Raw genomic sequence first — 15815 nt, forward strand, 5'->3', positions numbered from 1 at the left:
ACTCTCACCGCTCATGGGACGTTCCCTTGGAGGCATCACCATGCCCGTGCAGGCGATCACCGAGGCCGAAGAAGCCCTCGGACACCTGGAGCACCTCACCGACGTGCTGCGCTCGCGCGGCTGGACGGTCGAGGTCTCGGCCCACGCGGACCGCTGGCCGAGCGCTCTGGTCGCCAACCCCGACATGCCCGCGATGAACGAGTCGGTCATCGCCGTCCAGGAGGGCCCCGACCGGCTCTGGACGTACTACTACGGCTGGGGCGAGCGCATCGCGCCCTGCACGGACGCGCCCGCCGCGGCCGCCGCGCTCGTCCGGGTCCTGGCCGTGCGGCGGGACGGCTAGCGGGACGTCCGGCGGGGCGTCCGGCGGGCATCCGACACGCCCCGCCCAACCGCCGTGTGGCCGTCTCTTGACCAGGTCAGGGCATGTGAGTCGTGCGGCCTTCACTCTCCGTGAGGATGATCGTGAGCCACCGGTCATCGCGGACCGGTACCTACGGAGAGGAACACCCATGCGACTGCCCACCCGGGCCGCCGTCACGCTGGCCGCGGCCGGCGCCGCCCTGCTGCCGTTCGCCGCGCCCGCCATGGCCTGCCCCGAGGACGACCACGGCGGCAAGGGCCACCACGGCTGGGGTCACGGCAAGGGCCACCACGACGGCGGCCACCACGGGGACAAGGGCGGCCACCACGCGCGCAAGCACGTGGTCGGCGGCCCGACGTACGTGTACGACCCCTACTTCAAGAAGGTCGACACGCAGGTCGTCACCGAACTCGACAAGCACGGCACGACCGTCCGGTTCAAGGTCGCCCACATGCCGAAGAAGTACTGGGGCAAGACGATGGGCACGCACGTCCACGAGAACAAGTGCGGTGTGAAGCCCGACTCGTCCGGCCGCCACTACCAGAACCCGGACGCCCGCAAGCACACCCCGCTCCGCAAGAAGGAGATCTGGCTCGACTTCAAGGTCGAGAAGGGCGGCAAGGGGTACGCGACGGCCCGGGTGCCGTGGCGCGTCGACAAGAAGGACGCCCGTTCGGTCGTCATCCACCAGCACCGCACCGACCCGAAGACCGGCGACGCCGGCAAGCGCCTGATCTGCACGGACGCGGTGTTCTTCTAACCGCGGCGCGTGCCTGCGTGCCCGTCGCCGCGACCCGGCGGCGGGCACCGCCGTCACGCGGACTTGCGGCCGCGGCCCTTGGCGGGCTCCTTCTTCGCCGTCTCCTTCTTCGTCCCCCCGGACGCCTTCTTGCGGGCCGGGGCCTTCTTCGCCGGCGCCTTGCGCGCCGCCTTCTCCCCCGCCCCCGCGCCGCCGCGGCTCTTCTTCGCGGCCTCCACGCTGGCCCGCAGCGCGCTGAGCAGGTCGGCCGCGGGCTCCTCCTCGGCCTCCTCGGCGGGCCGCGCCACCTCCCGCCCCTCGACCTTCGCGTCGATGACGGCCTGCAGCGCCTCCCGGTAGGCGTCCTTGTACTCCGACGGGTCGAAGTCGCCCTCCATCGACTCGATCAGCGACGTCGCCATCGACAGCTCCTGCTTGCGGACCTCGATGTCCTCCTCCAGGAACGGGAAGTCGGGGGTGCGGACCTCGTCCGGCCACAGCATCGTCTCCAGAACGAACACGCCGCCGCGCACCCGCAGCGTCGCCAGCGACTCCCGCTGCCGCAGCGCGATCTTCACGATCGCGACCTGCCCCGAGTTCTCCAGCGCGTCCCGCAGCAGCACGTACGGCTTGGCGCCCTGCGCGTCCGGCTCCAGGTAGTACGACTTCGCGAAGTAGATCGGGTCGACCTCCTCCTGCTCGACGAACTGGAGCACGTCGATGCGGCGGCTCGTCGACAGCGGCAGGTCGGCGAAGTCCTCGTCGGTGAGGATCACCATCTCGCCGCCCGGCAGCTCGTAGCCCTTGGCGATGTCGGCGTACGCGACCTCCTCGCCGTCCACCGAGCAGACCCGCTTGTACTTGATGCGGCCGCCGTCCTCGCGGTGCACCTGGTGGAAGCTGACGTCCCTCTGCTCGGTCGCCGAATAGACCTTCACGGGTATCGTCACCAGCCCGAACGAGATCGCGCCCTTCCAGATACTGCGCATGACGTGTCCTTACCCAGCGGCATCCGCCCCTAGCGTTCCCGCCGTCGCGTTCGCGACACAACGCGCTCTTGATCCTTTTCCTTTGCGCGGGCGCCGGGTAAGACGCGGATATGACCATGCCTTGGCCCGTCGAGCCCATGACGGCCGCCACCGGGGACCTCCCCGGCGACGGCGCGCGCTGGGGCCTCGAGCTGAAGTGGGACGGCGTCCGCGCGGTGGCGCAGGTGTCGGCCGACGGCCTGCGCGCGGCCGGGCGGCGCGGCGGCGACGTCGCGTCCCGCTACCCGGAGCTGTCCGCCCTGGTGGACCTGCTGCCGGGGCACGACGCCGTGCTGGACGGCGAGGTCGTCGCGTTCGACCGCCGGGGCAGGCCGAGCTTCGAGCGGCTGCAGCGGCGGATGCACGTGGCGCACCCCGACCCCCGGCTCGTCCGGGACGTCCCGGTCCGGTACGTGGTGTTCGACCTGCTCTACCTGGACGGGTACATCCTGTTCGACACCCCGTACGCGGACCGGCGGGCGCTCCTCAGCGGGCTCGACATCGCCGGCGGCGGCCCCGTCGAGGTGCCCCCGTACCTGGACGGCGGCGACGCCGAGCAGGTCGCGGAACTGCTCGCGTTCACGCGCGAGCAGCACCTCGAGGGCCTCCTCGCCAAGCGCCTCGACTCGCCGTACCGTCCGGGCCGCCGCGTCGACTACTGGCGGAAGGTGAAGAACTTCCTCACCCGCGAGGTGGTCGTGTGCGGCTGGAAGCCCGGCAAGGGGCGGCGCGAAGGCGGGGTGGGGTCCCTCCTGCTCGGCGAGTACGACGGCAAGGGACGGCTGGGGTTCGTCGGCCACGTCGGCACCGGCTTCTCCGACCGCTTCCTCGACGAGCTGTACGAGATCCTCTGGCCGCTGCGGCGCCCGACCAGCCCCTACGACGACCCCGTCCCGCGCGAGTTCGCCCGCGACGCGCAGTGGGTTGAGCCGAACCTCGTCGGGGAGGTCGCCTACAGCGCCCGCACCCGGGACGGACGCCTCCGCTTTCCGTCCTGGCGCGGGCTCCGCGACGACAAGGACCCACGGGAAGTGACGAGCGAGCAAGGGGCCGTGAGTGAGCAGTAAACGGGTGGAGGTCGACGGAAGAACGCTCGGCCTGTCCAACCTGGACAAGAACCTCTACCCCGCATTCACCAAGGGCGAGGTCATCGACTACTACGCGCGCGTCGCACCGGTCATGCTGCCGCACCTGGAGAACCGTCCCGCGACCCGCATCCGCTGGCCCGACGGCGTGGACGGCGGCAAGTTCTTCGAGAAGAACGCACCCTCCCACACCCCCGACTGGGTACGCACCGCGACCGTCCCGAGCCCCGGCAGCACCCGAGGACGCGACACGGTCGACTACGTCGTCGTCGACGATCTGGCCACGCTCGTCTGGTGCGCCAACCTCGCGGCCCTCGAACTGCACGTCCCGCAGTGGAAAGTGGGGCCGCGCGGCAAAGTGCACACTCCCGACCTCCTGGTGTTCGACCTCGACCCGGGGCCGCCCGCCACGATCGTCGAAGCATGCGAGGTCGCCGCCCTGCTCCGCGACCTGCTCGCCGAGGACGGCCTCGAGTCGTACCCCAAGACCAGCGGCAAGAAGGGTTTGCACCTGTACGTCCCCATCAAGGAGCCCCCGCAGGCCGAACGGACGTCCGAGTACGCGAAGGCCGCCGCCCAGAACCTCGCCGGAGAGCACCGCGGCCTCGTCGTCGCCAAGATGGAGAAGCGCCTGCGCAAAGGCAAGGTGTTCGTCGACTGGAGCCAGAACAACCCCGCCAAGACCACCGTCGCGCCCTACTCCCTCCGCGCCGCGGACCGCCCCGCCGTCTCGACGCCCCTCACCTGGGACGAACTCGGCGCCTGCAAGGACGCCGCCGACCTCGTCTTCACGCCCGACGAGGCCCTCGCCCGCATCGACGAGCGCGGCGACCTCCTCGCACCGCTCCTCGCGGAGGACCGCCCCGCCCTCCCCTAACGCCCCGGCTGCCCTATGTGTTGGATTCGCCACGCTCCGGCACCGCCGTCCGCCACTATGAGGCGGGGGACACCACACGGGGAAGGACCGGGCAGTTGAACCACCACTACGACGCCGTGGTGCTGGGCGGCGGCACCGCGGGGGAGCGCATCGCCGCGGGCCTCGCCCGCGCCGGGCGCGACGTCGCGCTCGTCGAGGACCGCCTGGTCGGCGGGATCTCACCGTACTTCGCGTGCCTGCCGTCCACGTCGCTGCTGCAGTCGGCGCGGCGGGGCGAGCCGTGGGAACTCGCGGTCGCCCGGCGCGACGCGCTCACCGGCGGCCGCACCGACGACCGCGCCGCCGCCCGGATGGCCGAGGCGGGCGTGACCGTCCTGCGCGGCCGCGGCCGCGTCGCCGGCCCCGGCCGCGTCGAGGTCGACGGCGCCCCGCACGGCTACGCCGAACTCGTCGTCTGCACCGGCAGCGAGCCGGTCATCCCGCCGGTGGACGGGCTCGCCGACGTCCCGCTGTGGACCAGCGACGACGCCCTCTCCGTCCCCGACCTGCCGCGCCGCCTCGCCGTCCTCGGCGGCGGCCCGGTCGGCTGCGAGCTCGCGCAGGTGTACGCGTCGTTCGGCTCGCAGGTCGCGCTGGTCGAGGCGTCCGGGCGGCTGCTGGCCGCCGAGGCCCCGTTCGCGGGCGACGTCCTCGCCGACGCGCTCCGCCGGACGGGCGTCGACCTGCGGCTCGGCGCGGACGTCGCGCGCATCGAGCGCAAGGAGTCCGGCCTGCGGTTCTGGCTGTCCGACGGCGGCACCCTCGACGCCGACCGGGTCCTCGTCGCCGCGGGCCGCCGCCCCCGCGCCGCCGGCCTCGGCCTGGAAACGCTCGGCCTCTCCCCCGGCCGAGGCGTCCCCGTGGACCCCACGTGCCGCGTGCAGGGCGTCGAGGGGGGCGTGTGGGCCGCCGGCGACGTCACCGGCGTCGCGCGCACGACCCATGCGGCCCGTTACCAGGCGGACATCGTCCTCGCCAACCTCCTCGGCGGCCGCCGCGAAGCCGACTACCGCGCCATCCCCCGCGTCGTCCACACCGTCCCCACCGTGTACGCGGTCGGGATCACACCGGGACAGGCCGCCGAACTCGGCATAGACGTCGCCGCCGCCGGGTACGACCTCGCCGCGACGGCCCGAGCCGCGGTCGCGGCCGACGTCCCGGGCCGGGTGGAGCTGTACGCCGACCGCGCCCGCGGCCTGCTGATCGGCGCCGCCGCGGCCGGACTCCACGCCGAGGAGTGGATGAGCGAGATCGCGCTGGCCATCCGCGCCGAGACGCCGCTGAGCCTGCTCGCCGACGTCGTGCACGCGTTCCCGACGTACGGCGAGTCCCTCGAGGCGCCCCTGCGCGACCTGGCCGGGCGCCTCGCCGCACCAGAGGAGGAAGCGCGATGAGCGAGACCGACGACCTGGCGCAGACGCCCGACGACGCCCCCGAGGCCGACGCCGCCGAACAGCGCGCCGTCCTCGACGACACCGACGACGGCCCCGACGCCGTCCCGCGCATCCCGCTGGACGCCAACGAAGCCGACGCCGCCGAACAGAGCCGCGAAGTCCCCATCGACGAAGACGACTACCGTTGACCCCGCCCCGGCCCCCGTCCCGCGACCGGGAACGCCCGGGCTCGGAAAGGCAAATACACTGGCCTGCGCGTAGGTAGACGTCGGCTTTGTTAGTGACCCGCGAGGTTACCGACGCGTAGGATGATGGGATTGTCTCCCCGCGACGGACACCCATACCCGTCGCACTGATTCGGTGATCGGAGAGTGTGGTGACCGCGACCCCGGACGCCCGCCCCCGTGGCACACGACTGCCGCGACTGGCGCGCCGTAGGCAACTCCTCGGCGCGGCCCAGGAGGTGTTCGTCGCCCAGGGGTACCACGCGGCGGCGATGGACGAGATCGCCGAACGCGCAGGCGTCAGCAAGCCCGTCCTGTACCAGCACTTCCCGGGCAAGCTCGAGCTGTACCTGGCGCTGCTCGACGAGCACGCCGAGGCCCTCGTGAAGATCGTCCGCGACGCGCTGGAGTCCACGACGGACAACAAGCTGCGGGTGCAGGCCAGCATGCAGGCGTTCTACGACTTCGTCGCCGGCGACGGCGAGGCGTACCGGCTCGTGTTCGAGTCCGACCTGCGCAACGTCGCGCCCGTCCGGGCCCGGGTCGACCGCGCCAACCAGCAGTGCGCCGAGATGATCGCCCAGGTCATCGCCGAGGACACCGACGCCCCCCGCGACGAGGCGCACCTGCTCGGCATGGGCCTGGTCGGGATGGCCGAGGTCAGCGCGCGCTACTGGCTGTCGCAGCACCGGGCGATCCCGAAGGACACCGCCGAGAAGATCATCGCGCGGCTCGCCTGGCGCGGGATCTCCGGCTTCCCCCGGACGACCTGACCGCGGTTTCACCCGCGAGGGGCCGCACGGCGGACGATCTCCGTGCGACCATCGGAGACGGGGCCGCCGGGCGTCGGCGGGCCGGAGCAGACGACGGGAGCATCACGTGCAGGTTCGCATCGGCGTGCAGTCCGTGCCCAAGGAACTCGTGGTCGAGACGGCGCAGTCCGCCGACGAGATCCAGAAGTCCCTCGCCGACGCGCTCGCCCAGGACAACGGCGTCCTCGTGCTGCGGGACCGCCGGTCCGGCCGCGTCGTCGTCCCCGCCCGCAGCGTCGGCTACCTGGAGATCGCCGAGGACGAGCAGCGCAGCGTCGGCTTCGGCTCCTGACGGCTCGCGCGCGGCCCCGGCCGCCCGACCTCTTTCCTTACCTCCGCTCGTCCTCGCCTTGACGCGGCCGGGACGCTCCGGCACCGTGCCGGGTGTCCGGATGTGGCCGCCCCGCCGGAGGTTTGAGCCCGCCGCGACGCAGGCCCACCGCGCCCTCCGCGGCGCACCCGGGGAATACCTTCCGCATCCCCGGCGTTGGGTGAAGAGATCGGCTATTGGTGTAGGCAATCAACGGTCGGTACACTGCGTCGCGGAGTGTGACCGCACGCAGCCACAGTGAGTGACTGCTTTCAACCCCTGACTGCGGTCGCCGAGTAATTTGATTGACGGCTGGTCCCTCCCGCGCGAGCGCGCGGCCACAGGAAGCGACCGGCGGGCACGCCCGGACGGTGCGGCCCGCCCGAGGCCCGTCCTGTCTTCGGATGACAGGGCCCGCGACCGTCCCGCCCGTCGGCAGCCGGCCGGCCCGGGCGCCGCGCCGCGCCGCACCGGGGAGCGAGGACCCCGCATATTGGAGGCTGAAAGCCCTGACTACCTTTCGTGACCTCGGGGTCGTCCCCGAGATAGCAGACGCCCTCGAGACCGAGGGCATCGTGGAAGCGTTCCCGATCCAGGAGCTCGCCCTGCCGATCGCGCTGGGCGGGCACGACATCATCGGCCAGGCCCGCACGGGCACCGGCAAGACGCTCGCGTTCGGCATCGCCGTCCTGCAGCGCATCCGGCACGGCGGCCGCAAGCCGCAGGCGCTGATCGTCGCCCCGACCCGCGAGCTGGCCCTGCAGGTCACCGACGACCTGCTGGTCGCCGGCGGCAAGCTCGGCACCCGCGTGCTGTCGGTGTACGGCGGCCGCGCGTACGAACCGCAGATCTCGGCCCTGCGCGACGGCGTCGACGTCGTCGTCGGCACGCCCGGCCGGCTGCTCGACCTCGTCAAGCAGAAGCACCTCGACCTCTCCGAGATCGGCGTCCTCGTCCTGGACGAGGCCGACCGCATGCTCGACCTCGGGTTCCTGCCCGACATCGAGCGGATCATCAAGAAGGTCCCGGACGTCCGGCAGACGATGCTCTTCTCGGCCACCATGCCGGGCGAGATCGTCGCGCTGTCGCGCAGCTACCTGACCCGGCCGACGAACGTGCGCGCCGAGGCGCACAGCGAGTCCGAGGCCACGCCGCAGGTCGTCCAGCACGTCTTCCAGGCCCACCAGATGGACAAGCCGGAGATGCTGGCGCGGCTGCTGCAGGCCGAAGGCCGCGGGCTGACGATGGTGTTCTGCCAGACGAAGCGCGCGTGCGACCGCGTCGCGTCCGACCTCGCCCAGCGCGGGTTCGACGCCGCCGCCGTGCACGGCGACCTCGGGCAGAGCCAGCGCGAGCGCGCGCTCCGCGCGTTCCGCAACGGCAAGATCGGCGTGCTGGTGGCCACCGACGTGGCGGCCCGCGGCCTCGACGTCGACGACGTGACCCACGTCGTCAACTACGAGTGCCCCGACAGCGCCGACACCTACGTGCACCGCATCGGCCGCACCGGCCGCGCGGGCAAGGAGGGCGTCGCCGTCACGCTCGTCGACTGGTCCGACCTCACCCGGTGGAAGCTGATCAACGGTCAGCTCGACCTGCCGTTCGCGGCGCCGGAGGAGACCTACTCGACGTCGCCGCACTTCTTCGAGGCGCTCGGCATCCCCGCGGGGACCAAGGGCCGGCTGCCGAAGGAGAAGCGCAACGACCGGGCCGGGCTGGACGCCGAGGAGCTCGAGGACATCGGCGAGACCGGCAAGGCCCGCAGCACCGGCGCGCCGCACGAGCGGGAGCGTCCGCGGCCGCCGCGCCGCAAGCGCAACCGGACCCGCACCCGCGGCGGCAAGCCGGTCGAGCAGGCGGCGCCGAAGGACGACAACGTCGTCGACGCCGTCGCCACCGAGCGGAAGCGGAGCCGCACCCGGCGCCGCACCCGCGGCGGCAAGCCGGTCGCGGAGTCGACGGAGTCGCAGACCGCCTGACCGGGGCCGCCCGGCCCCGGAAGGTCCGGCGACCGCGAGGCACCCGCTTCGCGGTCGCGGTCCGCGGCGCGGACGGCCGCTCAGCCGTCCCGCAGACTCAGGGCCTTCGCGGGATGGTCCGTCACCAGGACGGCCACCCGCGGATCGCCCAGGAAGCGGCGCATCACCGGCTCCGCGTTCACCGTCCAGATCATGGCGGGGAACCCGGCCCGCGCGCACTGCCGCAGCACGCCGACCCGCGCCAGCCGGTGGTTCAGCGCCACCATGTCGGCGCCCGCGCGGCGCATCAGCGGCAGCGGCGCGAAGTTGTGCGCCGCGCCCCGCTCCCACAGGTTCCGGCCGACCGACAGCGCCGTCATCGCCTGCGGGAACCGCGCCTTGATCTCGACCAGCGACGGCACCTCACCGGTCGTCACGACGAACTGCGGGCCGAACGCCTCCAGCGCCAGCGCGACCGTCTCGTGCTCGCAGCCGCGCTCCTTCAGGTCCAGATGCCCCCGCGCCTTCCCGGCGATGATCTCCATGGCGTCCTCGACCAGCGGCACCGGGCGCGGCGACAGCTCCTGCACGCGCTCGTACGTCAGCCGCTTCAGCGGGAGCCCGCCCACCGTCGCGTCGTGGTGGACGACCAGGCGCCCGTCGCCCGTCCGGCGGATGTCGATCTCCACGTACTCGGCGCCGGACTCGGCCGCCTCCCGGAGGCCGTCCAGCCCCGCCTCGTCCCGCCGATGCGCGGACACGGCCGGCTTGGGTTGCACGCTGTGGACGTTACCAGTGCGGGGCCGTCGCGGCAGGCCCGGCCCGAGGTCCGTTTAGTAAGGTGGCGCCCCGTGAGTACGCCCCGGTTCCTGACACTGCCCACCGGCGTCGCCCGCACGACGATCGAGACGTCCCGCGGTCCCTTCGCCGCCCTGGAGGCCCTCCCGGGCTCGGGGGTGTCCGAGCGCTGCCCCGCCCTGCTGGTGCCCGGTTACACCGGCAGCAAGGAGGACTTCCTCGCCGTCCTGCAGCCCCTCGCCGCATCCGGCCGCCGGGTCGTCGCGATCGACCTCCGCGGCCAGTACGAGACGCCCGGCCCCGACGACCCGTCCGGCTACGGCCGGGCCTCCCTCGGCGAGGACGTCACCGCGCTGCTGGACGTCCTCGGCCCCGACCCCGTGCACCTCGTCGGGCACTCGTTCGGCGGGCTCGTCACCCGCGAGGCCGTCCTCGCCGACCGGGCCCGGCCCGCCTCCTACACGCTGATGGGGTCGGGCCCCGCCGCCATTTCCGGACCGACCGGCACCCGCGCGGCCGCCCTCCGCGACGCCCTTCCCGAGATGGGCATGCAAGCCATCTGGGACATCAGCATGGAACCCGAGCTGATCGCCAAAGGCGTCCCGCTGGACATCGTCGACTTCCTGAAGCGCCGCATGCTCGGCACGTCCGAGGCGGGCCTCATCGGCATGGCGCGCGAACTGCTCACCGCCCCCGACCGCACCGACGAACTGGCCAAACACTGCGCCGGCACCGGGCTGCGCACGCTCGTCCTGTACGGCGAGGACGACGACGCCTGGCCGCCCGAAACGCAGGCCGCGATGGCCGAACGGCTCACCGCGGACCGAGTCGTCATCCCCTCCGCGGCCCACTCCCCCGCCGTCGAGGCCCCCGAAACGACGGCCGGCGCACTCATCGATTTCTGGAATCAGGCAGAACGCGCCCTGGGCTGAGAATTTCATGCGTGCACCCGCCCGTATTTCCGGGTTATCGTAACGCGCAGCCGCTTTCTCGCTTCGGGAGTTGATCAGCGTGACGATGGGCGGGACACCGGACGTCGAATGGCCCGCCGCACTGAACGTCCAGACTCTCCTGGAAGAGGGCTGGCGCCCGACGCCGTTCCGGCAATTCGTGCTGAAGATGCACAGCCGCTGCAACCTGGCGTGCGATTACTGCTACATGTACGAGATGGCGGACCAGGGCTGGCGGCGGCAGCCCCGCCGCATGTCCCGCACCACGATCGACCAGGTCGCCGCCCGGATCGCCGAGCACGCGCGGCACAACGGCCTGCCCCGCGTCGACGTCATCCTGCACGGCGGCGAACCCCTGCTGGCCGGCGTGGACCAGCTCCGATACGCGCTCAAAAGCATTCATTCGGCAGCCGCTCCGGATGTTTCGGTCGGCTTCCACGTCCAGACGAATGGCGTCCTCCTCGATTCGTCCTTCCTGGAACTGTTCGAGGGGCACGACGTGCACATCAGCGTGAGCCTCGACGGCGACGAGAAAGGCCACGACCGGCACCGGCTCCGCAAGAACGGCGACGGCAGCCACCACGCCGTCACCCTCGGTCTGCAGCGGCTCACCGCCCCCGCCTACCGGCACCTCTTCAGCGGGCTGCTCTGCACGATCGACCTCGCCAACGATCCGCTGGACACCTACGAGGCCCTGCTCTCCCACGGCCCCCCGACGATGGACTTCCTGCTCCCCCACGGCAACTGGGAGGAGCCGCCCCCCGGCCTCCCCGCCGACGGCACCCCGTACGCCGACTGGCTCACCGCCGTCTTCGACCGCTGGTACCACGCCCCCGTCCGGGAGACCCGCGTCCGGCTGTTCTCCGAGATCATCCGGCTGCTGCTCGGCCGCCCCTCGCACAGCGAGTCCATCGGCCTCTCCCCCGTCGCGGTCGCCGTCGTCGAGACGGACGGGAGCATCGAACAGGTCGACACGCTCAAGTCGGCGTACGAGGGCGCGGCCCGCACGTCCCTGCACACGCGGCGCGACCCGTTCGACGCGGCCCTCATGCTCCCCGCCATCGCCGCCCGCCAGATCGGCCGCCGCGCCCTCTCCGCCGAGTGCCGCGCCTGCCCCGTCCACCGCGTCTGCGGCGGCGGCCTCTACGCGCACCGCTACCGCTCCGGCACCGGCTTCGCGAACCCCTCCGTCTACAGCCGCGACCTCTTCCGGCTCATCACCCACATCCGGGACGTCGTCGCGCGCGACGTGGAAGACATCAAACGGAGGGCCACATGATCCTCACCCGCCACGAGATCCCCGAGGAGATGTTCCTCGCCCTCGCCGCGGGAGGGGGCGGCGCCGAAGCCGTCGGCCTCCTCAACCGGGCGCAGTACAGCAAGCGCCTCCTGCTCCTGCGCGGCATCCGGGACACCGGGCATCCGGGCGCGCTCGCCGCCTACGACCTGCTCGCCCGCATCCAGGAGGAGGACCCGCGGGCCGTCGAGGCCGTCCTGCGGTACCCGACCGTCGGCGAGTGGGCCCGCCGCACCCTCCTCGTCCTCACCGGACGGGAGGCGGGCACCGCCGACCCGGAGGAGTTCGCCGCCCTCGCCGCGGCCGCCGCGGTCCGCGCCGGGCACCCCTGCGCGATCCACGTGCCCGACCGCGACGGCGCGATCGTCCTGCCGTCCCTGGGCCGCGCGCCGGTCCCCGGCGACCTCGTGCGCGTGGACGGCCGGGGCGCCGTGATCGGCACGGGCGCGGACACCCTGCGGATCCCGCCGGACCCGCACGAGGACGCCCCCGGCTGGCAGGCCGTCCGCCGCCTCCCCGGCGGCCTCCTCCTCGACGACCACGACCCCGACCGGATGCCCGGCGGCACCGCCCTCCCCCGCCGCCTCACGCCCGCGGAACTCGACCACTGGCGGGAGACGCTCGTCCGGGCCCGGCGGATCCTGGATCTGCACCACCCGACCGTGGCCGCCGAGACCGCCGCGGCCCTCACCGTCCTCACCCCGCTGGTCGCCCCGGAGCACGGCCAGTCCAGCGCCACCCCGAAGCACGCGTTCGGCAACATCGGCCTGTCCACCCCGCCCGACCCGCTCTTCCTCGCCGTCACCCTCGCCCACGAGGTCCAGCACACCAAGCTCACCGGCCTGCTCGACGTCGTCCCGCTGACCCGCCCCGACGACGGCACCCGCTACTACGCGCCCTGGCGCACCGACCCCCGTCCGGTCCCCGGCCTGCTCCAGGGCGCGTACGCGCACCTCGGCATCGCCGGGTTCTGGCGCGTCCAGCGCCACCACGAGACCGGCGAGCCGGCGCTCCGCGCCCACGCCGATTTCGCCCGCTGGCGCGCCGCCACGGACCTGGTCCTGCGCACCCTCGCCGCCACCGGCGACCTCACCCCCGACGGCGAGCGCTTCGTCGCCGGGATGGCCGAGACCCTCGCCCCCTGGCTGGACGAGCCCGTCCCGGCCGACGCCCTGGCCCTCGGCCGCGACGCCGCCGACCGCCACCTGGCGGCCTGGCGCGCCGCCCACGGCGCCCCGCCGGCGCTGCAGGGCCTCTAGATCGGCGGCGGGTCGAAGTCGAAGTCCAGGTGGCGGCGCTCCGCCGCCACGATCGCGTCCCGGTGCTCGAGCCCGAGCGTGTGGACGTAGGCGTCCATCGTCTCCTTGTACAGCTTCGCCGCCTCGTCCCCCCGCCCGACCGCCTCCAGGTCGACCGACAGGTTCGCCCCGCACGCCAGCGTCATCGGGTGCCGCTCGCCCATCGTCCGCCGCAGCCGCCGCAGCGTGTCCTCGCCCAGCCGGCACGCGTCCTCGACCTCGCCCAGCTCCACCAGGTCGCTGGCCAGGTTCGCCGCGATCGTCAGCGCGTAGTGGTGGTCCTCCCCGAGCACGTTCCGCAGCCCGGCGACCGCCCGCTCGTTGAGCGTCCGGGCACCGGCGACGTCGCCGCGCACCCGCAGCAGGACCGCCAGGTTGCCCATCGCGCCGTAGTTGTAGGGGTGCTCGGGCCCGTACGCCCGCGGGTACCTGCGCACCGTGTCGGCCGCCAGCTCGTACGCGTCCGCCACCTCCCCCATCGTCCGCTGGACGTTCGACAGGGCCATCGCCGCCGCGAGGGTGTCCGGGTGGTTCAACCCGTACAGCCGGACGAACTTCGCGTGCACGTCCAGGGACATCTCGAGCGCCGCCTCGAGGTTCTCCCCGAGCCGCCGGTAGGCGATGGCGAGGTCGGTCCCCGCACGCATCGTCCACGGGTGCTCCGCGGTCAGCTCGTTGACGCCGTAGGCGTACACGTCCTCACCGCTGTCGCACGCCTCCGCGTAGTCCCCGCACAGCCGCGCGGCCCGCGCCAGCCCGTTCCACGCGTTCAGGATGTTCGTCGAGGGGTCGACGTCCGAGATCCGGGTGAACCCGGCGTACGCCCGCCCGTGCAGCTCCTTGGCCCGCTCGTAGTCGCTGTTGAGCCCGTAGTCGAGCGCAAGGTTGTTGACCAACTGCAACGTGGCGAAATTGTGGGGGCCGAACACGCGTTCATAGAGTTCAAGCGACTCGAAATCGTACCTCTGAGCCGCCCTGAAATCACCGTTCGCCCGCAGGTTGGCTCCGATGCTGTTACGAAAGCGCAAAGAAAGTTCGTACTCGGAACCGGCGACTCGCTCGGCCTGCTCGAGGCCGATCTTGTCGATGTCATAGGCGGCGCCGAAGTCGCCGAGCGCGCGCAGCACGTTCGCGAAGTAGAACCTGAGCCGGAGGACTTGCGGATCCCCCTCGGGGGTGTCGGCGACCCACCGGTCGAGGAAAAGTTCGGCGACGCGGCGGCCTAGCGAATAGTCCCCGGAGTTGTAGAGATATTGCACGATCTTGATGGCGAAGTCGCGGACCTTCGGATCCTGGCTCTCGCTCACCTCGGCCGGAACGATGTGCCCGAGGAGTTCCGCGTAGCGCGGCCAGGTCGGCGGCGTGACCTCCAACGGCGCCGCCTCCACCAGCAGCCGGTGCACGTCGTCGCGGATGCGCTGCCGGACCGGCGCCGCGATCTCGTCGCGCAGCAGTGCCTGGATCAGGCGGTGCACCTGGATGGTGCGGCTCTTCGACTCGACGCGGGCGAGCGCGTAGCGGCCGAGCTCGCCCAGGGCGCGGGAGAGCCTGATCGGGTCTTTCAAGAGACCGGCCAGCGGTTGCCCGATCCCTTCGGGCACCCGGGTGAAGACGTCCCGCGGGATGGGTTCGGGTCCGAAGAAGGCGCAGCAGCGCAGCAACTCCACGGCTTCGGGAAGCTTGTCGGCGAGGCTGTCCACGGACAGCTTCCAGGCCGCGGTCATGGAAACCGGGTACTCGGTGGGCTTGCCTTCGGCCAGCAGCTGGCTCGCGCGCTCCTTCAGGAGCCGGAGGTACTCCGTGACGGTCATGCCCGTCTCGGCCTGCAGTGCGCCCGCCTGCTCCAGGGCGAGCGGCAGATCGCCCAGTTCGTCCGCCAGCCGGTCGGCGTCGTTCCGGCTGACCGTGCGAGACACCCGCTTGCCGAGGAACTCGATGCTCTCCTCGCGCGTGAAGACCTCGACCGCGACGGTCCTCGCGACGGTGTCCCAACGTGGATTGCGCGACGTGATGATGACGTGGCCGTCGCCCTGCGGCACGTAGTCGCGGAGGTCCTCGGGCTGGTCGGCGTTGTCGAAGATCAGCAGCCAGCGCGAGTACGGTTCGCCCCTGCGGAGGCAGTCCAGCACCGCGTTGGCCGCCTCCTCGACCCCCATCGTGCCGACGGGCGGCAGCCCGAGGTGGGGCGCCAGCGCGGCCAGGGTCGGGCGTACCAGGGAGGGCTGGTCCGAGGGGATCCACCAGACGACGTCGTAGTCGGTTTTGAAGCGGTGCGCGTACTCGACCGCCATCTGCGTCTTGCCGACACCGCCGTAGCCCTGGAGCGCGTGCGGCACGACGGCGGTGACCTGTCCGGAGATGCCGGCGCGCAGCCGGTTGAGCAGCTCTTCCCGGCCGGTGAAGTTTATGTTCCGCCCCGGCACCCTTCCCCACACCGTGGGCGTCGGGCCTGGAGTACGTCCGATCCTGGCGGACACCGGAAGCGACATACCCCCACCTCGCCTTATACACACCAAAGGGTTCAAGGACTTAGAGACCGTAATATCTCATCCTGGTGAGCCAGGGAACCGGTCATACGACACAGTGTGCCCACATGACGCAGGACGCTGCTTTTGGACGCCCGAATATCCTCGTTCCGTCCC

Annotated in this window: 15 protein-coding genes; 12 read left to right on the forward strand and 3 right to left on the reverse strand. The window is 72.3% G+C overall.

Features of this window, described 5'->3' with window-relative positions:
• Positions 1-40 precede the first annotated feature (40 nt).
• On the forward strand, positions 41-343 hold the full coding sequence (locus H505_RS0106130; protein WP_051300314.1) for a hypothetical protein: 303 nt from the start codon (positions 41-43) through the stop codon (positions 341-343).
• Positions 344-512: 169 nt separating this feature from the next.
• Positions 513-1124, forward strand: a complete 612-nt coding sequence (locus tag H505_RS47315; RefSeq protein ID WP_051300316.1) for a hypothetical protein — start codon at positions 513-515, stop codon at positions 1122-1124.
• Between the two features lie 53 nt (positions 1125-1177).
• On the opposite strand, the gene ku is transcribed toward H505_RS47315, so the two are convergent.
• Entirely contained in the window at positions 1178-2092 is a 915-nt protein-coding gene (gene ku / locus H505_RS0106140; protein ID WP_026401283.1) for a non-homologous end joining protein Ku, read from the reverse strand.
• 110 nt (positions 2093-2202) lie between these two features.
• Between ku and ligD (H505_RS0106145) the strand changes: the two genes are divergently transcribed.
• The 7 genes from ligD (H505_RS0106145) to H505_RS40065 all read left to right on the forward strand — a co-directional run bounded on the left by ligD (H505_RS0106145) (position 2203) and on the right by H505_RS40065 (position 8851).
• The gene (gene ligD, locus H505_RS0106145) at positions 2203-3198 is read left to right on the forward strand and encodes a non-homologous end-joining DNA ligase (protein WP_026401284.1); all 996 of its coding nucleotides are present in this window, start codon (positions 2203-2205) and stop codon (positions 3196-3198) included.
• On the forward strand, positions 3188-4093 hold the full coding sequence (ligD, locus tag H505_RS0106150) for a non-homologous end-joining DNA ligase (RefSeq protein WP_026401285.1): 906 nt from the start codon (positions 3188-3190) through the stop codon (positions 4091-4093). The genes ligD (H505_RS0106145) and ligD (H505_RS0106150) overlap by 11 nt, the downstream gene beginning before the upstream one ends.
• Before the next feature lie 95 nt (positions 4094-4188).
• Positions 4189-5526 carry a dihydrolipoyl dehydrogenase family protein gene (locus H505_RS0106155; RefSeq protein ID WP_034516853.1) on the forward strand — a complete coding sequence of 446 codons (1338 nt, stop codon included), beginning with the start codon at positions 4189-4191 and terminating at the stop codon, positions 5524-5526.
• The gene (locus H505_RS0106160) at positions 5523-5714 is read left to right on the forward strand and encodes a hypothetical protein (RefSeq protein ID WP_026401287.1); all 192 of its coding nucleotides are present in this window, start codon (positions 5523-5525) and stop codon (positions 5712-5714) included. Before H505_RS0106155 ends, H505_RS0106160 begins: the two co-directional genes overlap by 4 nt.
• Before the next feature lie 188 nt (positions 5715-5902).
• Positions 5903-6523, forward strand: a complete 621-nt coding sequence (locus tag H505_RS0106165; protein ID WP_026401288.1) for a TetR/AcrR family transcriptional regulator — start codon at positions 5903-5905, stop codon at positions 6521-6523.
• Between the two features lie 106 nt (positions 6524-6629).
• Positions 6630-6854 carry a DUF3107 domain-containing protein gene (locus H505_RS0106170; protein WP_026401289.1) on the forward strand — a complete coding sequence of 75 codons (225 nt, stop codon included), beginning with the start codon at positions 6630-6632 and terminating at the stop codon, positions 6852-6854.
• Between the two features lie 422 nt (positions 6855-7276).
• Positions 7277-8851, forward strand: coding sequence for a DEAD/DEAH box helicase (locus tag H505_RS40065; protein ID WP_084549906.1), 1575 nt, complete (start codon positions 7277-7279; stop codon positions 8849-8851).
• Between the two features lie 80 nt (positions 8852-8931).
• Here H505_RS40065 and H505_RS0106180 read toward each other — a convergent pair whose 3' ends face one another.
• Positions 8932-9609, reverse strand: a complete 678-nt coding sequence (locus H505_RS0106180) for a glycerophosphodiester phosphodiesterase (RefSeq protein ID WP_026401290.1) — start codon at positions 9607-9609, stop codon at positions 8932-8934.
• 72 nt (positions 9610-9681) lie between these two features.
• On the opposite strand from H505_RS0106180, the gene H505_RS0106185 reads away from it, so the two are divergent.
• The 3 genes from H505_RS0106185 (at position 9682) to H505_RS40070 (ending at position 13134) form a co-directional block, all read left to right on the forward strand.
• Positions 9682-10560: an alpha/beta fold hydrolase gene (locus H505_RS0106185; protein WP_026401291.1), complete on the forward strand. Its 879-nt coding sequence runs from the start codon at positions 9682-9684 to the stop codon at positions 10558-10560.
• A 79-nt stretch (positions 10561-10639) separates the two neighbouring features.
• Positions 10640-11857 carry an FxsB family cyclophane-forming radical SAM/SPASM peptide maturase gene (locus H505_RS0106190; RefSeq protein ID WP_341849556.1) on the forward strand — a complete coding sequence of 406 codons (1218 nt, stop codon included), beginning with the start codon at positions 10640-10642 and terminating at the stop codon, positions 11855-11857.
• Entirely contained in the window at positions 11854-13134 is a 1281-nt protein-coding gene (locus tag H505_RS40070) for an HEXXH motif domain-containing protein (protein ID WP_034516855.1), read from the forward strand. The genes H505_RS0106190 and H505_RS40070 overlap by 4 nt, the downstream gene beginning before the upstream one ends.
• Here the strand turns inward: H505_RS40070 and fxsT are convergent.
• Positions 13131-15596, reverse strand: coding sequence for an FxSxx-COOH system tetratricopeptide repeat protein (gene fxsT, locus H505_RS0106200; RefSeq protein ID WP_245592450.1), 2466 nt, complete (start codon positions 15594-15596; stop codon positions 13131-13133). The two genes, H505_RS40070 and fxsT, sit on opposite strands and share 4 nt — an antisense overlap.
• Positions 15597-15815 lie beyond the last annotated feature (219 nt).

The organism is Actinomadura rifamycini DSM 43936, from assembly GCF_000425065.1.
GTDB lineage: Bacteria > Actinomycetota > Actinomycetes > Streptosporangiales > Streptosporangiaceae > Spirillospora > Spirillospora rifamycini.